We start from the raw sequence: 17,403 nt of genomic DNA, 5'->3' as shown, positions 1-17,403 counted from the left end.
GCTGAGGGTGTGCGAAAGCAAAAACCCCGCAGGATGTCCCTGCGGGGTTTGAATGTGCGTCGCAGAATCAGCTCACTCTATTGCGCAAGCCTTTCGAACCGCGCAGGCCCGTTCAGCACGAAGAGCTCGATTTCCAGGGTGCTTGCTTCCTTGCCATCGCCTGAGAAAGTCACCGTCGAGCGCGAACCCGCCACGGCATTTTCGTTCGCAATGTCAAACACCATCATCGACCCGTCCCAGGCATGCAGCGGCAGCTTTATTGGCTGGGGACCGGCAAGCAGGACGAGCCCGCCGTCCTCCTCTTGCACCTCGACCGTGCCGAAGTAGGGATGGCCGTAACGGCCCGTGCAATAGCCAGCCGCAGGAGCAGGTGCAGCAGCAGCAGGCGCAGGTTCACCGGCCGTGAAACCGGCAGGCGTATAGAAGGAAGCGAACAGGCCTTCGTATCCGGAGAACCAGTCTCGGGTCACACGCCCGAACTGAACCATGTCGGAGAAGGATGCGCCGATGGATTCAACGGCACCGACAGGAGCCGCATTCGACAGGACCACGATCCCTATGTCGAGCGAGGGGATCATCAGGAAATAGGTCGACGCACCAAGGATGAAAGCACCTGAATGGCTGAGGATTACCCGGCCGGACGGGTCAGTGCCGACATTGAAACCATAGCCGTAGAACCCGGCGCGTTCGTCAGGCGTATGGGGACGGCTGGAAAAGCTCTGCGGACTGATTGCAGGCTGCAAGGCTTCGGGAGAAATAAGCTCTCCACCATCGGCCAGAACCATCTTCATCCATCTTGCCATGTCGTTGATGGAAGAACTCACCCCGCCGGCGGGCGACTGGGCGTCCGGCTGCCGCTGGTACAGCGCCTCGAAACCGTCGCCGCTTCTGGCATGCGGCACCGCGCGGTTTTCCCGTGCCATGAAATCATCGAACCGCGCACTGGTCCTGGTCATGCCAAGCGGCTGAAACAGGGCCTCGTCAGAAAGGTCGGCCCATTCGGCCCCGGATGCTTCGGCAACCGCCTCGGCGCCGGCGGTCAGGCCGAAATTCGTGTAGGCGTAGCTCGTGCGGAAGGCGCGCAGGGGCTGCAGACGCAAACGTTCGAGGATCGTCTGCCTGTCAAAGCCGATGTCTTCCAGATCGTCACCAGCATGGTCCGGCAGGCCGGAACGGTGGCTGTAGAGATCCCCCACTGTCAAACGTTCGGTAATATCGGGATCGGCAAGGCTGAACCATGGCAGCAGGTCGCGCATCCTGCTGTCCCACGAAACAACGCCGCGCGTGACCTGCCGGGCAACGACTGTTGCTCCGATCGACTTGGACACGGAAGCCATCTGGAAAACGGTGTCGGCGTCAATCGGTTGATCGCCCTCGCCGCCCCGCTTTCCGAAGCCTTTCGCGTAGACAGTCTCTCCCTTGTGGACGACGGCAACCGCTAGGCCCGGCACCTTGCTGCGTGCCTTGATGTCTTCAACGATCCCGTCAAGCCCGGCGATCGCCTTGTCGATCTGGCCAGGCGGAACATCGGTTCCCGCCGTTCTGGATGGCGGCAGGTCCTCGGCAAGGGCTGGTGCTGCCAGAACCGCGAGAGACGCGGACGCCAGGAACCGGCGCCGTGTGAGCTGGAAGAACGACATGTGTAACCTCTCAATCAGTCTTGCTGTTCGCGCGTGCAGGTCATTGCAGATGGGTTTCGGCCGGTCCGGCCGGGGCGATACTTTCCTGTGTCGTCAAAGCGCCAGCCCCAGCCTGAAGAAAACCCGGGTCCCCGGATCTTCGGCGTTTTCCGGCCGATGCCAGGGTGTGGCGGTGAGAACCTGAAAATTCACCCGGTCGGCAACCATGCCACTGACACCGACACCGGCTGAACCGAGTTCGTCGCGGGCAAAGTCGGCGGCTTCATCCACGTTCCAGACGACACCATAATCGGCAAAGGCCGTCAGGGTGAGACCGGGAAGCGCAGACCATCCGGTTTCGATGTCGTGACTGACTTCAAACGCCGACGCAAAGCCACTGTCACCGGAGAGGCTGCCGCCATCGAACGCCCAGCCGTAGGGATCGCCGCCGAGAGCGAACCGGACCGCACCGGGCAGCGGTGTCGGCGAATACTGGCTGGCCGTGCGCAGCTGAAGCCGAGCGATGGACGCCAGATCGTATGAGACGCCGAAGTTGAACCGGCCAAAGCGATAGTCGTCCGGGTCAATTTCCATTTCACCTTTGTGGTTCAGGCTCTGACCCAGTTCGGCTCCAGCGGAAAATGAGGCAGGGCCTGCATCAAGGTCGTACCGGAGGGACACCGTCGCCCAACGCGCCTGTTCACGGGCAGCCCGTGCGCCCATCACGTCGATCCGGTCGTTCCGAAGATTGATTTCCACCTTGCCGTAAAGGCTCTGGTCGATGGTGCGAATGAGCGGATACTGGAGATGAGCCGAACCGATAACGGTTTCGATGTGGATGTCCTGCTCTTTCAGGTCTGCGCCGGGCTTCTGTGTCACATAGGTCAGGTCGTAGCCAGCGGAGAGCCCGTTGAACCCGATTGGAACCGACTGCGAAGCCTGCAGCAGCACCATTTCCTCGGGCGCGTCCGGAACGGTCACCCCAACCAGGCTTGTCGTTTCGAACAACCCGAAGATGTCGTTGACCGTGGCATTTCCGGAAAGTTCCAGCGGACCGACCGTATCTGTTCCAAGGTTGTCGAGACCGACGCCGGCGTTGTATCGGCTGAAATCAACCGCGAGCTTCAGCGTACCGCCACCTGTGGGCGTTTCCGGGCGCACAATTGTTCCCTCGATCTGCAGACCGGCGAGATCGCTCATCAGCAGCAGGACGCGTTCCGCTTCCTTGATCCGAATGGGCCGCATGGAGGTCAGGCGGTTGATATAGGGCGCCAGGCGCTCCCTGATGCGCGGGATGGAACTGGTGATCTCGACGGTTTCAACATAGCCTTCGTAGACCCGGAGCGAGACCGCGCCGGACGCAAAGTCCTGCACCGGAACGACGGTCATCGAAAAATAGCCGGCTCTCAGATAAGCGGCATCAACCGCCTCGGCGATCCGGTAGAGATCCGCAAGAGACATGTCCTTGCCGATCTTGCCCTGCCAGATGGCCGACAGATCGGTGTTCGAAACCGAATGAGCGCCGGCAATCGATACCGAGCGGAGGGTGAAGCGTACCCTCTCGGCATCTTGTTCTGAAACACGCTTGCGCTGATCCTGCACAGTGATGTCGACCGTGCCCGGCCTTGTAGGCGGCGTGAACCGTTCGATAATGACGGTCTGCCCGGCGACGGCCTGATCAAGCGTTTGAGCCGGTGCAGAATGAGAAAACACCGCGGCCACGAAAGAGACGGCCAGAACCGAAGCAGCCCGAAGCCGAAAGGTAGATTTGGGATTAGCAGCGGCGGCACCGCGCAGGGTTTTTGTTGCCGGGGGAGGCAGCACCTGTCTTGTCACGGACGGCTCCGTTCTTATTCAGCGGTGTTCTGGGGAGCCGTTTCGCCGAGTAACGGAGCGACGGCGTTAAAAATGCGCATGGCAGGCAGCGAGCAGGACAGACCCGAGGCTTCGTCGACGTCCTGCGTCTCCTTTGCCTCCTCGCAATCCCCGGAAGGCATGTCGCTGTTCGCCTGGACAACAAGGGTCGTGTCGGTCCGCGGGCTATGGAAAACGACCGTGGTGTATCCGGGCACTTCGCCCGTGTGGCCAACCCACTCTCCGTTGCACCGAAGCGCCAGACCGTACCCATCAGGCGGACGGAAGGATCGCAGCCGCGCTTGCTGCATCTCGGTACCGAGAAGCCCTTGGCCGGACCCAAGGGCTCGGCCATAGACGAGCAGATCGTCAAGGTTGGAAATCAGCTCCCCCGCTGTCCAGAGCGAAGCCGGGTTCCAGTGTGTGGCAACAAGAGGTGCTGCCTGCGGTGCATCGACGCCCTGAAGGGTAACGCCCTGCGCGTAGGGCTCCGGCAGTTCGGTCCTGCTTCCCGGCCAGACTGTTTTCTCCAGTCCGAGAGGCTCCAGGATCATCTTCCGCAAAGACGTTTCGAAGGGTTGGCCCGTGGTCTTTTCAATGACCATGCCAAGGAGGATCGTGTTCGTGTTGGAATAATCGTATCGCGTTCCCGGCTCGAAGAGCGGCGAATTCTCGACGGCAAAGGTCAAAAGGTCCTCGGGCGAAAACGCGACACCGGGTTGATCGAGAAACAATTCCACAAACCGTTCGGAAGCGGTGTAGCTCGCCACACCGCTGGTCATGTCCGCAAGCTGGCGCAGCGTGATCCTGTCTCCGTTGGGAATTCCCTCGACATAGGCGTCGATCGTGTCATCGAGAGAAAGCCGTCCGGCCTCTGCAAGCTGCAACAGCATTGTTCCGGTAAAGGTCTTCGTCACGGACCCGATGCGCGTGTGCATGCCCGGCCCCATCGGAGTTCCGGTTGCCGGGTCGGCAACGCCGTACCCCTTTTTCCATGTGCCGTCTGGTGTTTGGACACCAACAATGACGCCCGGCGTTTCGGCAAGCGGAAGCGCGGCCAGCACCGCATCATCCAGCTTTTGCGAGAGTGCTGCGGAGAGCAGCGTGCCGGGCCTGGCACCCGCTGCCTCGGAAGTCACACCCCGGTCAAAATCTTCAACACATGTTACGGTCGCTGCGACGGGGTTAACGCTGCATACCGACACCAGCAGGACCGCAAGCAATTGCACGGCCCGTGCTGTCACCGGGCCTGTTGTGACCGATCTTGTCAAACTGGGCTGTCCTCTTTTCCGGTTGCAGACGGGAGATCGCGCTTGCGGCGGGGCATGCCGCAGGGGCGCGTCTCCATGAGGACTGGTGGTAGGGAAATCAGGATGGCAAACAAAGTCGGCAACGGTGCAAAAATGGTATAAGTAGTTCGTCAATCAGTGTAATTCTTCATCGGGGCACGGTCCTCGTGCCTCACCGGAACATCGGAATCTGCGTCCCAGTGCAAAAAGTCGAACTTGATGTTTCTCGCGGTGAACTACTGCGTGACGGGGAAGTCGTTCGTTTGCGCCCCAAGACTCTCGCCGTGCTGGTCGAGCTGCACGCCCGCGAGGGAGAGGTCGTCAGCCAGCAAGAGCTGAGACATCTGATCTGGGGACAGCAGCATGGACGCGAGACCGGTCCAAAGCAGTGTATCCGCGAGCTTAGACGCTTGCTGGGGGACAGCGCCGAAACACCCGGGTTCATCGAAACGGTCGGCAGGCAGGGCTACCGCCTTGTCGGCAAGATCACGGTTCTGAACTCCGGCACGGACACCACCGGAACAGCCCCTCTTTGCGTGGGCCGAACCACGGAACTGCAGTCCCTTGCGGACTGCGCAGCGGCAGTGCGCGCTGGCAAGCGCATTGTGAGCCTTGTCGCCGGGGAAGCTGGATCGGGCAAATCAAGGCTGGTGGAGACGTTCGCCGCCACGCTGCCACGCACGGCAGACTTCTGGTCTGCCCGGGGGCAGTGCATTCCCCATCCAGGTGCCCGGGAACCCTATGGCCCACTGATCGAGATCGTGACACAGCTCGCCGAAGGTGCGTCACGAAAACGGGTCCTACGACTTCTTGAGGATGTCGCACCGTCCTGGCGGGACCTGTTGCCTCAGCTTCGTTCTGGCCGGGAGCCCGCCCCCCTGCCCACAAGATTGACGGACACGCACCCGGACTCAATGTTGCGGGAGCTGACCGCACTCATGGAGCGTCTCTCTCAGCAGCAGCCCGGTGTCATCATTCTGGAAGACCTGCACTGGGCCGATCAGAGCACGCTCGCATGGCTTCTTTCCTGGGCTCAGCGCCGCGCTCCTGCCAGAACCCTTGTGGTTGGAACCTACAGGTTTGATGAACTGGACAAGTCCGGAGATCTTCAAACGACATTGCATTACCTTCAACGTGTTCAGGACTTTAGCCCGGTCACGCTGGACGGCCTCGACGAAACAGCCGTGGCAGACCTTCTCAAGCGACGCTTTCCGGACCACAGACTGCCTGCCTCCCTTGCGGGCGAGTTGAGGCGAAGAACGGAAGGGCATGCCATCCTGGTCGATGCGATCATCGACCAGTGGCATCGGGACGGGGTCCTGGAGAGGTCCGAAAATCAGCAGGCACCCGAGCAGGACATCAATGAAATCGTTTCGGCAATCTCACGCGGAGCCGGAAAATTCATCGCGGGCGAAATCGGTCGGCTGGATCCATACGAGCGGCAATTACTCGACATTGCCAGCGTTGCCGGAATTCGCTTTTCCGCTGCCATGTTGAGCGATGATCGGTTCGAGGTGGAAAAAGGCGAAGCGGTTCTCGACCGCCTTGCAAGCGTCAGGCGCTTTATTCAACGGGCCGGCGTCATGGTCTGGCCGGACGGGACGCAGGCAACACGCTACGTCTTCCGGCACGCGCTTTATCAGGAGGCCCTTTACGACGCTGTTCCGGCCGCAAATCGGCAAGGACTTCACGAACGCATCGGCAGCCGGCTTGAAACCGTGTTCAAATCCCGCACTGGCGAAATCGCGTCCACACTAGCCGATCATTTCGAGCGTGCCGCCGATTGGAAACGTGCTGCCGTCCATCGAGGGCTTGCGGGCCTGACTGCGCTGGAACGCGGCGCAATCACCGATGCGGCCGCCCAGTTCCGGCAGGCGCTTGTCTCCTTCGCCGCCTGCGAGCCTGACCCCGAAACGCACACGGCGGAATGCCGCACGCTACTGGGTCTGGGAGCGGCACTAATCGTCGGGGATCACTTCACCACAGACGAACTTCGGGACGTTTACGAACGCGCCGCGACACTTGCAGGCCGAACCAATGACCCGACGACAATTGTGCCCGCACTTGCGGGGCTCTGGAACCACCACCTGACCAAGGCAGACCTTGCAGCCGCCGACGAACTTGCCAAGGGTCTCGATGACCTGGCAGAGGATGCACCAGCGCTTTATGCAATGGTGGCCCACAATGCTGTCGGGCAAACACGGTTATTCCGTGGTGATTTTGCCGCCTGTCTGCCTCATATCAACGCTGTTTGCAGCGCCTACGACACGAACCACGGCGCAGAGGCATCGGTTCTCTTCGGCGAGGACCCCGGCATCGTCTGCCGCCAGTATGCCGCTTGCGTTCATCAGTTGCTCGGCCAAGGCGAACGTGCCGAACGCCTTTATGCCGAAGGCATGACGTTGACGGACACATTGGAGCAGCCTTTCGGTCGAGCGCAGATGCTTTGGGCAGGAGCTCTGATCGCTCGTGAACGTGAAGACCCGGTGCGTGTGCTGGAACGGGCGACGGGCCTGATCGAAACCTGCGAAGCAGCCGCAATTCCATTCTGGCGCCCCTATGGCGACCTGCTGGCCGGGTGGGCGCAGGTCGTGCTTGGGAACGCTTCCGGCCTTCAGCAAATTCACGAAGGTCTGAACGCACAGGCGGCAATGAACGTGACGCTGACCCGTCCTTACGGATTGGCACTCTACGCAGAAGCGACCAGCCGCTGCGGTAACCCGGTCGAAGGGCTGAAGGCAATTGCGTCGGCGTTCAAGATCATAAGACGTACCGGCGAACGCTGGCACGAAGCGGAGCTCCATCGCCTTTGGGCCTTGCTCTCGGTTCAGACTGGACGAACCCGAAACGCTTCATCTGCACTTCGCCGTGCAATCAGGTTTGCACGAACCCAAAACGCCGTGACTTACGAAAAACGTGCGCAAGACCTTCTGGACCGGATTTCAGGTCAACTGACCTGAGAAGCACCCCGCCAACCCGCGTCCGGATAGGACTTCAGCCCACATCTCCAGCCGTTCAACAGGCTTCTAGGTCACCCCATTCCGACTTGGAGACACAGTGGCAACATCGGATCCGGAAACGAGGCCTTAGCCATGCCAATAAATTCCCGAATGCCCTTCATTTCAATGGACCCCTGTGCCCTCATGCAATACCACTCTACTAGGACATTCGGTCGAATTAGATATTAAACACATACGATTATAGAGACTTACGAGGATGACTGCAGGAACACAAAGCATCGACCGCGCAGCGATGCTGCTCGATCTTGTCGCCGGTGGGCATCCCGACGGTGTTCCCTTCGCGGACATACTCGCAAAGTCCGGCCTGACCCGGCCGACTGCCCGACGAGTGCTGCAGGCGCTTATCGAACATGGCTTCGTCGACCAGGATGCGGAAAACCGCCGCTTTTTCCTCGGCTCCAGAATTTACGAACTGGGTCTGCTGGTCTTCCCAGCCTATGACCTGCAAGATGTTTGCAAGCCGGAACTCGAACGTCTGGTCGAGGTAACGGGCGACACCGTTTTCCTCAATCGTGTCGTCGGTGACAAGATGACCTGCATTGCCCGGGAAAGCGGCGCGTTTCCCGTGAAGGCCTTTGTTCTGGACGTCGGGGTTCATCGCCCGATCGGGCTGGGCGCCGGTGGCATGGCTGTCCTTGCCGCCCTTCCGCCTGCAAAAGCCGAAGCGATCCTGGACAGAAACACCGGCGACCTCAAGGAGTTCTCCGGTGGCGTCACGAAAATCCGTGAAATGGTCGAACTGGCAAGAGAGACCGGCTACATCGACAGGGTGTCGGACGTTGGCGTCAGGACCGTCGCCATGGCGATCCGCGACAGTGCCGGCACACCCTTTGCGTCAATCAGCGTTTCCAGCATCATGGCGCGCATGACCGGCGAGCACCTGCAATCGGTACTCGCCATCATGGGGGAGGAAGTCGCGAAGATCAGCGCCAAGCTGTCGAAGATGCGACCGATAGGAAGAGCCTGATCCGGCCGCGCCTTCCGATTGACCGAGGCTGTTAATCGGCAACGGGATTTTCGGTTTTACGCTTGATCCGCGACCAGAGCAGGTTGAGCAGCGGCAGCACGATGATCAGGATCGTGATGCAGTGGATCGCGATGGCCGTGCTGGATCCGAGAAGATAACCGAAGTCTCCTCCTGAAATCATCAAGGCGCGGCGCAGGTGCTCCTCGAGCATCGGCCCCAGAACGAACCCGATGAGCAGCGGTGCGGGGGAATAGTCGTAAAATCGCAGGATCGCCCCGATAACCCCCATCAACAACACAGCCCAGACGTCGAAGGTGGAATTTGCCACGCCGAAGACGCCAGTGCAGATCAGTGCAATGATCACGGGAAACAGGAACCGTCTCGGCACGGCAACCAGTCGTGCCCAGACACCGATCAGCGGTACGTTCAAAACCAGCAGCAACACGTTGCCGATCCAGAAACTGGCGACCAGGCCCCAGAACAGGTCCGGGTGATCGACCACCAGCTGTGGTCCGGGTGCGATGCCGTGGATCATCAAGGCGCCCAGGATGATCGCCATCGTCGGCGTTCCGGGAATACCGAGCGTCATGGTCGGAATGAAGGCCGTCTGGGCGGCAGCGTTGTTGGCTGCCTCAGGTGCGGCAATCCCGTTGATCCGTCCAGTGCCGAATTCTTCCTTCTTGCCCCCCACGGACCGTTCCAGCGAATAGGCCAGGAAAGAGGAAATCGTGGGCCCTGCACCGGGCAAGGGCCCCAGGATGCCACCAACAGAGGCTCCGCGAAGGATCGAGAACTTGATGCTCTTGAGTTTGCCGAAAGCGAGAAACATGGAGCGGGCGGAAATGGCGATCGGTTTCCTGTCACCCTGGTCATCCCTCAGCTTGTTGATGACCTCCGGGATGCCGAACAGCCCCATGGCAACGGCGACGATCGACAGCCCGTCGAGAAGGTTTGCATAGCCCATGTCGAACCGGGCAACGCCGCTGTTGAGATCAAGGCCGATGCTGCCCAGCAGCATGCCGATGAAGACCATCGCAACACCCTTGAGCGCCGAGCCGCCAACCGCAACCGATCCGGCAACGAGCCCCAGCAGCAAGGTCGCGAAATACTCCGCCGGTCCGAAGGAGAGCGAGAACTTCACGATCAACGGCGACAGGAAGACCATGGCCAGAATGCCGAAAGTGCCGCCACTCAGCGAGGAGATCTGCGCTGTCAGCAGGGCAAGACCAGCCTCGCCCCTTTTCGCCATCGGGTAACCGTCCAGCGTTGTGATCGCATTGGAAGCCGTGCCCGGCAGATTGAGAAGGATCGATGCGATGGAGCCACCATATTCGGCCCCGTAATAGACACCGGCCAGCATGATGACCGCGGTCGTCGGCTCCAGATAGAAGGTGACCGGCAGCAGGATCGAGATCGCCGCGATCGCGCCGATACCTGGAAGAACACCGACGATATTGCCCAGCAGAACACCTGCGAAACAATAAAAGAGATTTACCGGATGCAGTGCGACCGTAAACCCTGAGAGGAAATCCATCATGATCAGAACCCGGGGAAAAGCCTGAGAGGCATGCCGAGGCCCAGAACGAATGTGAGCCACAGGAAGGCAGAAACGCCGATGGAGAGCAGCACCGTTTCCAGCCATTTCATGCGCGGAATGACGAGCGCCAGCACCGAGATCGCACACAAGGTGGTGAGTGCGATGCCGAGCCGTTCGATCAGCAGAGCGTAGAGTGCGATGGAGGCAACGACCCCGCAGAGGCCGAGCCAGGGGAATTGCCTTGGAAGGGTGACGTCACGAACGACGTTGACGACCGCGATCAGCAATCCGAAGACAATCGTCAAGGCACTCAAGACGACCGGGAACATCCCCGGCCCCATGTTGCGCGGCACGCCCATGTCGAGATCGCGGGAAGCGTAGAGGAAAATTGCACCTACGAGCGCGACCAGCAGCCCGTCCTGAGCCTTGAAGAGAGCCTTCATCCCATCCTCCAGAAAACCGTCAGCTGGCTTTCAAGTGTTTGTGCAGGTTGTTCATCTTGTAACTGTAAGCACTCGGGATCTCTTGCATTTCCATTGCGTATGCAAGCCGGGCACGGTCAGCGAGAGGCTTCAGATGCGACGAAGTCCGATCAAAGATCAAGTCTGCCGCCTCCTGTTTGGTCTGCGCATCCCTGCCTTCACCGATACGAAGGGACAAGTGGACGAACCCGTTGTCCGGGTTCATGTCACCGACCAGGCAATCGTCAATGCGGGTGATGCGGATGCGGATACCCGCGATCGGGAAGATACCGGCTTCCGTCATGGCGGCGTGGACACAGCGACCGAAAGTTTCGACCTCGGTCTGATCTGCAATATTACCGGAATATTCGATCCAGGCGTGCGGCATGGTTCCATCCTTGAAAGGGCGAGCCGAAGCTCGCCCGGTAGGTTCAATTGTTGCGAAAAGGAAGTTCAGGGAAAGGTCACTTCGGCTCGATGCCGGCGTCCTTGATTTCCTGGCCCCACAGGTCGACCTCGGAGGCGATGAATTCCGTCGTCGCCGCAGAATCCAGGCCACGCCGGGACGGCGTTACACCGATGCTTTCGAGTTTCGCCTGCACGTCCGGATTGGCAATGGTCTTGTTGAAGGCATCGCTCAGAACGTCCAGACGCTCCTGGGGGACACCGGCCGGAGCAACGACACTGTACCACCCAACCACGTTGAAACCGTCGAAGCCGAGTTCGTCTGCCGTTGGCGTGTCGGGCAGTGCGGCGTAACGGTCCGTGCTCGTGACGAGGATCGGCTTCAGGGCACCGCTCTCAACATGCGGCAGGACTGAAACAGGACTGCTGATCATCGCATTCACACGGCCGGCCAGGATATCGGAAATTGCATCTCCGGAACCTGAATAGGGAATATTGGTGAAGCTGAGATCCGCCTGCCGGGCCAGCAAACGCGCTGCCAGAAGCGCCGCGCTGCCTCCGTTTGCCATGGTCAGGTTTTCCGTGGCGGCCGCGGCAAAGCCTTCATAGTCGGAGATTTCGGAATCCCCCGGCACCGTGACCACATAGGGCGACTCGGAGATCACCGCGATCCCCGAGAAGTCTTCTTTCGAGTTGTAGGTCGCCGACTTGAAAAGCGACGGGTTCAGCGCAAGCGTCGCCTGGATACCGAACAGAATGGTATACCCGTCAGCCTCTGCCTGTTTCGCCAGAAGCGTGCCGACCGTTCCGGACGCACCCGGACGGTTTTCGACGACAACAGGTTGCCCCAGATACTCCTTCATGTTGTCGGCAACAATCCGGGCCGTAGTGTCTGTCCCCCCTCCAGGCGAATACGGCACAATCAGGCGGACCGGCTTCTCCGGAAACGCGTCCTGCGCGATAACCGGAGCCGCCACTGTGAGCGCCAAGGCGCCCGCTGCGATTGACAACAAAGTTCTCTTGGTGAGCATTCTTTCCTCCCTTTGCTCAATTACTTCCGACTTTGGAACAACTCGTCGATCTTCCTTTCGTAGTCGTGGTAGTTCAGGAAGTCGTAGAGTTCCTCGCGCTTCTGCATGATATCCAGCACACCGGTCGCCGATCCGACCTCACGTATATGCTTGTAAACCTTCAGGGCTGCCGCGTTCATTGCGCGATTCGCAGACAAGGGGTAGAGCGCCGCTGAAACACCGACGCTGCGCAGCTCGTCCAGAGTGAAGTTCGGCGTCTTGGAAAACTCGGTAATGTTGGCGAGAATCGGATACGGCGTGTCGAGCGCATCGACGAAAGCCTTGTACTGCGACAACTCCGTGCAGGCTTCTGCGAAGATCATGTCGGCGCCAGCCTCGACGTAGGCACAGGCCCGGTCGATCGCACCGTTCAGGCCCTCGATGGCCAGCGCATCCGTGCGGGCAACAATGAAGAACTGATCGTCGGTCTTTGCATCCACGGCCGCCTTGACGCGGTCAACCATCTCCTGCTTGGAAACGATCTCCTTGCCCGGACGGTGACCGCACCGCTTGAGCTGGACCTGATCTTCCATGTGCATGGCACCGGCGCCGTCCTTGATCAGGCCGCGCACAAGGCGCGCGATGGTGAAGGCACCGCCGAAGCCGGTATCGACATCAACCAGGACCGGCAGACTGCTTGCATCCGTAACGCGGCGGAGATCCGTCAGCACGTCACTCAGGTTCGTGATGCCGAGATCGGGAAGCCCGTAGGATGCGTTCGCGACGCCTGCACCGGCAAGATAAAGAGCCTTGTAGCCCACGCGCTCTGCCATCATCGCCGTGTAGGCGTTGATCGACCCCATGACCTGAAGCGGATTTTCTTCCTTCAAGGCCTGCCGGAACCGTGCGCCTGCCGAAAGTGTCGTCATTATGAACCTCTCATTTTTGACCGATCATAATATGATCATTTTTTGAATTCTCTATTTGATAAAGATCATATTATGGCTTGTTTCAAAGTCAATAAGTTATTTCCCGATGATTTCGAGCCGCCTCAGCCGCAGAAAACTGCCAAAAACAAAGGCCCGCCGCGCTTTCACGCAACGGGCCTACCTGTTCATAATATGGTCACGCCCGGCCGTAACCGGGAAATGATCAGGGAAATGCCTGTCTCAACTCCGCAAGACCGCGCGCAAAGACACCGACATCAGCCCCAACGGCCAGAAACTCGACACCCATGAGTGCATAACGTTGCGCAAGTTCATGATTGGACGTCAGGATACCGGCAGGCTTTCCCGCGGCCCTGATCCGCGAAAGGGCCTCAACCACGACCGCTTGCACAGGAGCCGCTTCGGGCTGGCCGACATAGCCCATGTCCGCGGCCAGATCCGCTGGCCCGACAAAGACGCCATCGACACCTTCAACCGCCAGTATCTCGTCCAGCGCATCGATGCCCTTGCAGCTTTCGACCTGCACAAGCAGACACACCTGCTTGTTTGCCGTGTGCAGATAGTCGGTGATGCGACCATAGTCCGATGCCCTTGCCAGGGCCGCGCCGACACCGCGCGCGCCCTCCGGCGGATAACGGACCGAGCCCACGGCTTCCTGCGCCTCCGCCGCCGTTTCGATCATCGGCACCAGAATTGTCTGCGCCCCTATATCCAGCATCTGCTTGATCAGGGCACGATCATTCTCGCGGACGCGAACCACCGGATGGCTGCTGCCGGAGAGAACCCGCAGCTGCGCCATGATTTCGGCAAGCCCGTTCGGTCCGTGTTCGGCATCGATGACGAGCCAGTCGAACCCGGCTCCGGCGCAAATTTCCGCGGCGCCAGGATGTGCCAGCGCCATCCAAAGGCCAATCTGCGTCTCCGGCTTTGCAAGCCGCGCCTTGAAGAGGTTTTTCGCTAAGGTCATGACGATCACGCAAATCTGGTGGAGACCGCACCGAACGGTCCGAAGTCGGCCCGGATCGCCGTACCGGGTGGACATTCGATGGGGCCGATAAACGATCCCGTCAGGACGATCTGGCCAGGTTCGATGCGGTGGCCGTAGCTGGCCATCCGCCGGGCAAGCCAGACGAGCCCCATCACGGGGTCGTTCAAGACAGCCGCACCAAGACCGGTGGCCGTGACCTCACCATCCTGTTCGACGATAGCCCCAACCCAGCGAAGATCCACGTCGCCGGGGTCATGCCGTCGGGCTCCCAGAACCACGCCCGCATTGGCGGCATTGTCCGCCACGGTGTCGAAGATGCGCCTGCGCGTTCCCGTCTTCGGATCAGCACGCAAGATGCGGGTGTCCAGGATTTCAAGCGCGGGGCTGACATAATCCGTCGCCGCGATCACATCTTCACGGGAGACGTTGCCATCGATTGGCGCCTTCATCACAAACGCTATCTCGGCTTCCACGCGCGGTTCGATATATCGGCCGCGTGGCACCTGCCCGCCATCAGGGAACAGCATGTCGTCATAAAGCACGCCCGAATCCGGCGTATCGATACCGAGTGCGTTCTGCATGACCTTGGATGTCAGGCCGATTTTCCACCCCAGGATGCGCCGCCCGACTGCCAGTTTGGTCGCAAGTTGCGCCCCCTGTATGGCATAGGCATCATCCAGCGAGATGTCAGGGTAACGCACGCTGAGAAGGCCAGTCTGTTGCCGGGTTGCTTCCGCTTCCAGAAGCTCGGCCGCCACGTCCTGCACCTGCGCGGCACTCAGCATTTTTCGTCCTCAATGCCGTTGCGCAGGATACCGATGCCTTCGGCTTCGACTTCCACAATGTCACCCGGCTTCAACCAGCAAGGGGGCTCCATCCTTGCGCCGGCACCTGTCGGAGTGCCACAGACCAGAATGTCGCCAGGCATCAGCTGTGCAAATGTCGAGACGTAATTGACGATATAGGGGAAGTCGAAAATCATTCTCGACGTCCGGTCCTGCTGGCGAACCTCACCGTTGACGCGGGTTACAAGAGCAACATCCTGCAATTGGGCCGGGGAATGCAGCGGGACGAGAGCCGGGCCGATGCTGCCGGTCCTTTCCCAGTTCTTGCCCTGCGTCACGTTGAATTTCGCATGGCGCGTCCAGTCGCGGATCGTTCCCTCGTTGCAAAGGGTAATCGCGGCAATATGGTCGAATGCCGTCTCGCGCGGAATGCGACGGCCGGCTTTTCCGATGACGATCGCAATCTCGCCTTCATAGTCCAGCTGGTCGCTTTCCGGTGGCCGGATCAGTGGCTGGCCATGACCGGTGAACCCGCTCGCAAACCGCGGAAAAAGAGAGGGCCGCATCTGTTGTGCCTGGCCGTCCTTGTACTCTGCGTTCCTGTCCGGGTAGTTCACCCCGACGCAGATGATCTTCTGGGGAGCAGAAATCGGGATCTGGAAGGCGACATCTGCCGCGCGATAGCTCACGGGACGCCCCTCGCCGGCCTTGACCAGTTCCGGCAGGGCGCCGGCGGCAACAACGTCCAGAAGATTGCTGAACCGGGCTTCCAGATTGTCGGTCACGTCCACCAGATCATCGCCTGTCAGGACGCCATAACGCAGGGCGCCTTCTGCCCGAAACGCTGCAATGGCTGGCTCATATGCCGTCATGTCAATTTCCTTCATCGATTCCGCCAACACACAGGTATTTGGCTTCCAGGTATTCATCCAGGCCAAGGCGGGATCCCTCCCGTCCCAGGCCGGATTGCTTGATGCCGCCGAACGGTGCTTCGGCAGTGGAGATCAGGCCCGTGTTTATGCCGACCATGCCGTACTCGAGACGCTCGCCGACCCGCCAACTGCGCGCGAGGTCGCGAGTAAAGAAGTAGGCTGCGAGCCCGTACTCGCTGTCGTTGGCAAGCGCGATCACTTCTTCTTCCGTGTCGAAACGGAAGACTGGCGCCACAGGCCCGAAGGTCTCCTCACGTGCGATGCGCATCTCATGGCGCACACCGGTCAGAACGGTCGGCTGAAAGAAGGTGCCACCAAGGGAATGATGCGTTCCGCCCAGTTCAATCCTGGCACCATTGGCAATGGCATCCGAGATATGCGCCTGGACCTTGTCTATGGCTGAAACGTCAATCAGCGGACCAAGGTCCGTATCATCAGCCTGCCCATCGCCGACCTTCATGGTCCGCATCCGCTTCACCAGAGCGGCAACGAATGCGTCGTGAACACCGGACTGCACATAGATGCGATTGGCGCAAACGCAGGTCTGGCCGCTGTTGCGGAATTTGGCGACCACAGCCCCTTCGACGGCGGCTTCCACATCGGCATCATCGAAGACGATGAAAGGCGCATTGCCGCCGAGTTCCAGCGAGATCTTCTTGACGGTGTCGGCGCACTGCCGCATCAGCAACTTGCCGACGTCCGTTGAGCCGGTAAAGGACAGCTTTCGCACGAAGGGACTGGAGGTCATCGCTGCGCCAATCCTGCGCGCGTCCCCCGTGATCACCGTGAAGAGACCAGGCGGAACGCCTGCACGCTCGGCGAGCGTCGCCAGCGCAAGGGCTGAAAAAGGCGTTTGCTCGGCGGGCTTGACGATGATTGCGCACCCGGCAGCCAATGCCGGTGCAACCTTTCTTGTGATCATCGCATTCGGAAAGTTCCAGGGGGTGATCGCCGCAACCACACCAACAGGCTGCCTGATCACCAGGAGGCGCTTGTCCCGGGACGTCGCAGGTATCGTCTCGCCGTATATGCGGCGCGCTTCCTCGGCATACCATTCGACATAGGAGGCACCGTAGAGGACTTCCCCTTTCGCCTCTTTCAATGGCTTGCCCTGTTCCAGGGTGATGATGCGCGCCAGATCGTCAGCGTTCTCGACAATCAACGCAAACCAGCGCTGAAGCACTTCCGCCCGTGCCTTCGCAGGCTGTGCGGCCCAATCGGCCTGTGCCTCTCTGGCATGTCTGATGGCCAACTCTGTCTCGGCGCCCCCAAGGTTGGGAACATTGCCGAGGCAAGCGCTGGTCGCCGGGTTCGTGACGGTAAGGCCCTCAACACCCGCTTCGTAGATGCCTTCACCAATACGGACGCTTCCGCAGAGAAGGCTCCTGTCTTTTAACACTGATGCATCTCCCCCTGCTCAGACATCCAATTCAAAAAGTTCATATTGTGGATATATATTCAACAAATCCAATAATAACAATCACATTATGAACTAATTTGTTCAAGGGACGCTTGACTACAGTGTTTTTGGGAAGCCTTGTCGCCGAGAGCAGAAGCTGCGGCTGCCCAACCGCGGCTCGAACCGAGCG

The 17,403-nt window shown here is 60.0% G+C and carries 14 protein-coding genes; 2 read left to right on the top strand and 12 right to left on the bottom strand.

Annotated elements, in window-relative coordinates:
• Positions 1-77: 77 nt before the first annotated feature.
• From J7447_RS25585 to J7447_RS25575, 3 genes are all read right to left on the bottom strand, one after another.
• Entirely contained in the window at positions 78-1,640 is a 1,563-nt protein-coding gene (locus J7447_RS25585) for a serine hydrolase domain-containing protein (protein WP_209171383.1), read from the bottom strand.
• Between the two features lie 93 nt (positions 1,641-1,733).
• Complete coding sequence (locus tag J7447_RS25580) at positions 1,734-3,455, bottom strand: ShlB/FhaC/HecB family hemolysin secretion/activation protein (protein ID WP_209171382.1); 1,722 nt, start codon at positions 3,453-3,455, stop codon at positions 1,734-1,736.
• Positions 3,456-3,469: 14 nt separating this feature from the next.
• A complete protein-coding gene (locus J7447_RS25575; RefSeq protein ID WP_209171381.1) occupies positions 3,470-4,744 on the bottom strand; it encodes a serine hydrolase domain-containing protein in 1,275 nt (424 codons plus the stop codon).
• A 218-nt stretch (positions 4,745-4,962) separates the two neighbouring features.
• Here J7447_RS25575 and J7447_RS25570 point away from each other — a divergent pair, with 218 nt between their 5' ends.
• Both J7447_RS25570 and J7447_RS25565 read left to right on the top strand, forming a co-directional pair.
• Positions 4,963-7,722 (top strand): AAA family ATPase, encoded by a 2,760-nt coding sequence (locus J7447_RS25570; protein ID WP_209171380.1) that lies wholly within the window; start codon positions 4,963-4,965, stop codon positions 7,720-7,722.
• 256 nt (positions 7,723-7,978) lie between these two features.
• The gene (locus J7447_RS25565) at positions 7,979-8,749 is read left to right on the top strand and encodes an IclR family transcriptional regulator (protein WP_023003734.1); all 771 of its coding nucleotides are present in this window, start codon (positions 7,979-7,981) and stop codon (positions 8,747-8,749) included.
• 31 nt (positions 8,750-8,780) lie between these two features.
• On the opposite strand, the gene J7447_RS25560 is transcribed toward J7447_RS25565, so the two are convergent.
• The 9 genes from J7447_RS25560 to J7447_RS25520 all read right to left on the bottom strand — a co-directional run bounded on the left by J7447_RS25560 (position 8,781) and on the right by J7447_RS25520 (position 17,174).
• Complete coding sequence (locus tag J7447_RS25560) at positions 8,781-10,286, bottom strand: tripartite tricarboxylate transporter permease (protein WP_145903903.1); 1,506 nt, start codon at positions 10,284-10,286, stop codon at positions 8,781-8,783.
• 2 nt (positions 10,287-10,288) lie between these two features.
• On the bottom strand, positions 10,289-10,729 hold the full coding sequence (locus tag J7447_RS25555) for a tripartite tricarboxylate transporter TctB family protein (protein WP_075284051.1): 441 nt from the start codon (positions 10,727-10,729) through the stop codon (positions 10,289-10,291).
• 19 nt (positions 10,730-10,748) lie between these two features.
• A complete protein-coding gene (locus J7447_RS25550; RefSeq protein ID WP_023003740.1) occupies positions 10,749-11,135 on the bottom strand; it encodes a 5-carboxymethyl-2-hydroxymuconate Delta-isomerase in 387 nt (128 codons plus the stop codon).
• A 76-nt stretch (positions 11,136-11,211) separates the two neighbouring features.
• Complete coding sequence (locus J7447_RS25545; protein ID WP_023003742.1) at positions 11,212-12,183, bottom strand: tripartite tricarboxylate transporter substrate binding protein; 972 nt, start codon at positions 12,181-12,183, stop codon at positions 11,212-11,214.
• Positions 12,184-12,203: 20 nt separating this feature from the next.
• Positions 12,204-13,091 carry a methylisocitrate lyase gene (gene prpB / locus J7447_RS25540; RefSeq protein WP_286189597.1) on the bottom strand — a complete coding sequence of 296 codons (888 nt, stop codon included), beginning with the start codon at positions 13,089-13,091 and terminating at the stop codon, positions 12,204-12,206.
• 223 nt (positions 13,092-13,314) lie between these two features.
• Complete coding sequence (locus J7447_RS25535; protein ID WP_209171379.1) at positions 13,315-14,076, bottom strand: HpcH/HpaI aldolase/citrate lyase family protein; 762 nt, start codon at positions 14,074-14,076, stop codon at positions 13,315-13,317.
• 5 nt (positions 14,077-14,081) lie between these two features.
• Positions 14,082-14,882 (bottom strand): 2-oxo-hept-4-ene-1,7-dioate hydratase, encoded by an 801-nt coding sequence (gene hpaH / locus J7447_RS25530; protein ID WP_209171378.1) that lies wholly within the window; start codon positions 14,880-14,882, stop codon positions 14,082-14,084.
• Positions 14,876-15,754 (bottom strand): fumarylacetoacetate hydrolase family protein, encoded by an 879-nt coding sequence (locus tag J7447_RS25525; protein ID WP_209171377.1) that lies wholly within the window; start codon positions 15,752-15,754, stop codon positions 14,876-14,878. Before J7447_RS25525 ends, hpaH begins: the two co-directional genes overlap by 7 nt.
• Before the next feature lies 1 nt (position 15,755).
• Positions 15,756-17,174 carry an NAD-dependent succinate-semialdehyde dehydrogenase gene (locus J7447_RS25520; RefSeq protein WP_353653821.1) on the bottom strand — a complete coding sequence of 473 codons (1,419 nt, stop codon included), beginning with the start codon at positions 17,172-17,174 and terminating at the stop codon, positions 15,756-15,758.
• Between the last annotated feature and the right edge of the window lie 229 nt (positions 17,175-17,403).

This window comes from Labrenzia sp. R5_0 (assembly GCF_017743835.1).
Taxonomy (GTDB): Bacteria; Pseudomonadota; Alphaproteobacteria; order Rhizobiales; family Stappiaceae; genus Roseibium; species Roseibium algicola.
The sequence above is the reverse complement of the archived record's forward strand: the minus strand, read 5'-3'. Positions and strand labels throughout refer to the sequence as shown.

Coding starts and splice junctions, on each gene's coding strand:
- J7447_RS25585 (WP_209171383.1), bottom strand. CDS start 1,640: ATGTCGTTCTTCCAGCTCACACGGCGCCGGTTCCTGGCGTCCGCGTCT.
- J7447_RS25565 (WP_023003734.1), top strand. CDS start 7,979: ATGACTGCAGGAACACAAAGCATCGACCGCGCAGCGATGCTGCTCGAT.
- J7447_RS25560 (WP_145903903.1), bottom strand. CDS start 10,286: ATGATGGATTTCCTCTCAGGGTTTACGGTCGCACTGCATCCGGTAAAT.
- J7447_RS25555 (WP_075284051.1), bottom strand. CDS start 10,729: ATGAAGGCTCTCTTCAAGGCTCAGGACGGGCTGCTGGTCGCGCTCGTA.
- J7447_RS25550 (WP_023003740.1), bottom strand. CDS start 11,135: ATGCCGCACGCCTGGATCGAATATTCCGGTAATATTGCAGATCAGACC.
- J7447_RS25545 (WP_023003742.1), bottom strand. CDS start 12,183: ATGCTCACCAAGAGAACTTTGTTGTCAATCGCAGCGGGCGCCTTGGCG.
- prpB (WP_286189597.1), bottom strand. CDS start 13,091: ATGACGACACTTTCGGCAGGCGCACGGTTCCGGCAGGCCTTGAAGGAA.
- J7447_RS25535 (WP_209171379.1), bottom strand. CDS start 14,076: ATGACCTTAGCGAAAAACCTCTTCAAGGCGCGGCTTGCAAAGCCGGAG.
- hpaH (WP_209171378.1), bottom strand. CDS start 14,882: ATGCTGAGTGCCGCGCAGGTGCAGGACGTGGCGGCCGAGCTTCTGGAA.
- J7447_RS25525 (WP_209171377.1), bottom strand. CDS start 15,754: ATGACGGCATATGAGCCAGCCATTGCAGCGTTTCGGGCAGAAGGCGCC.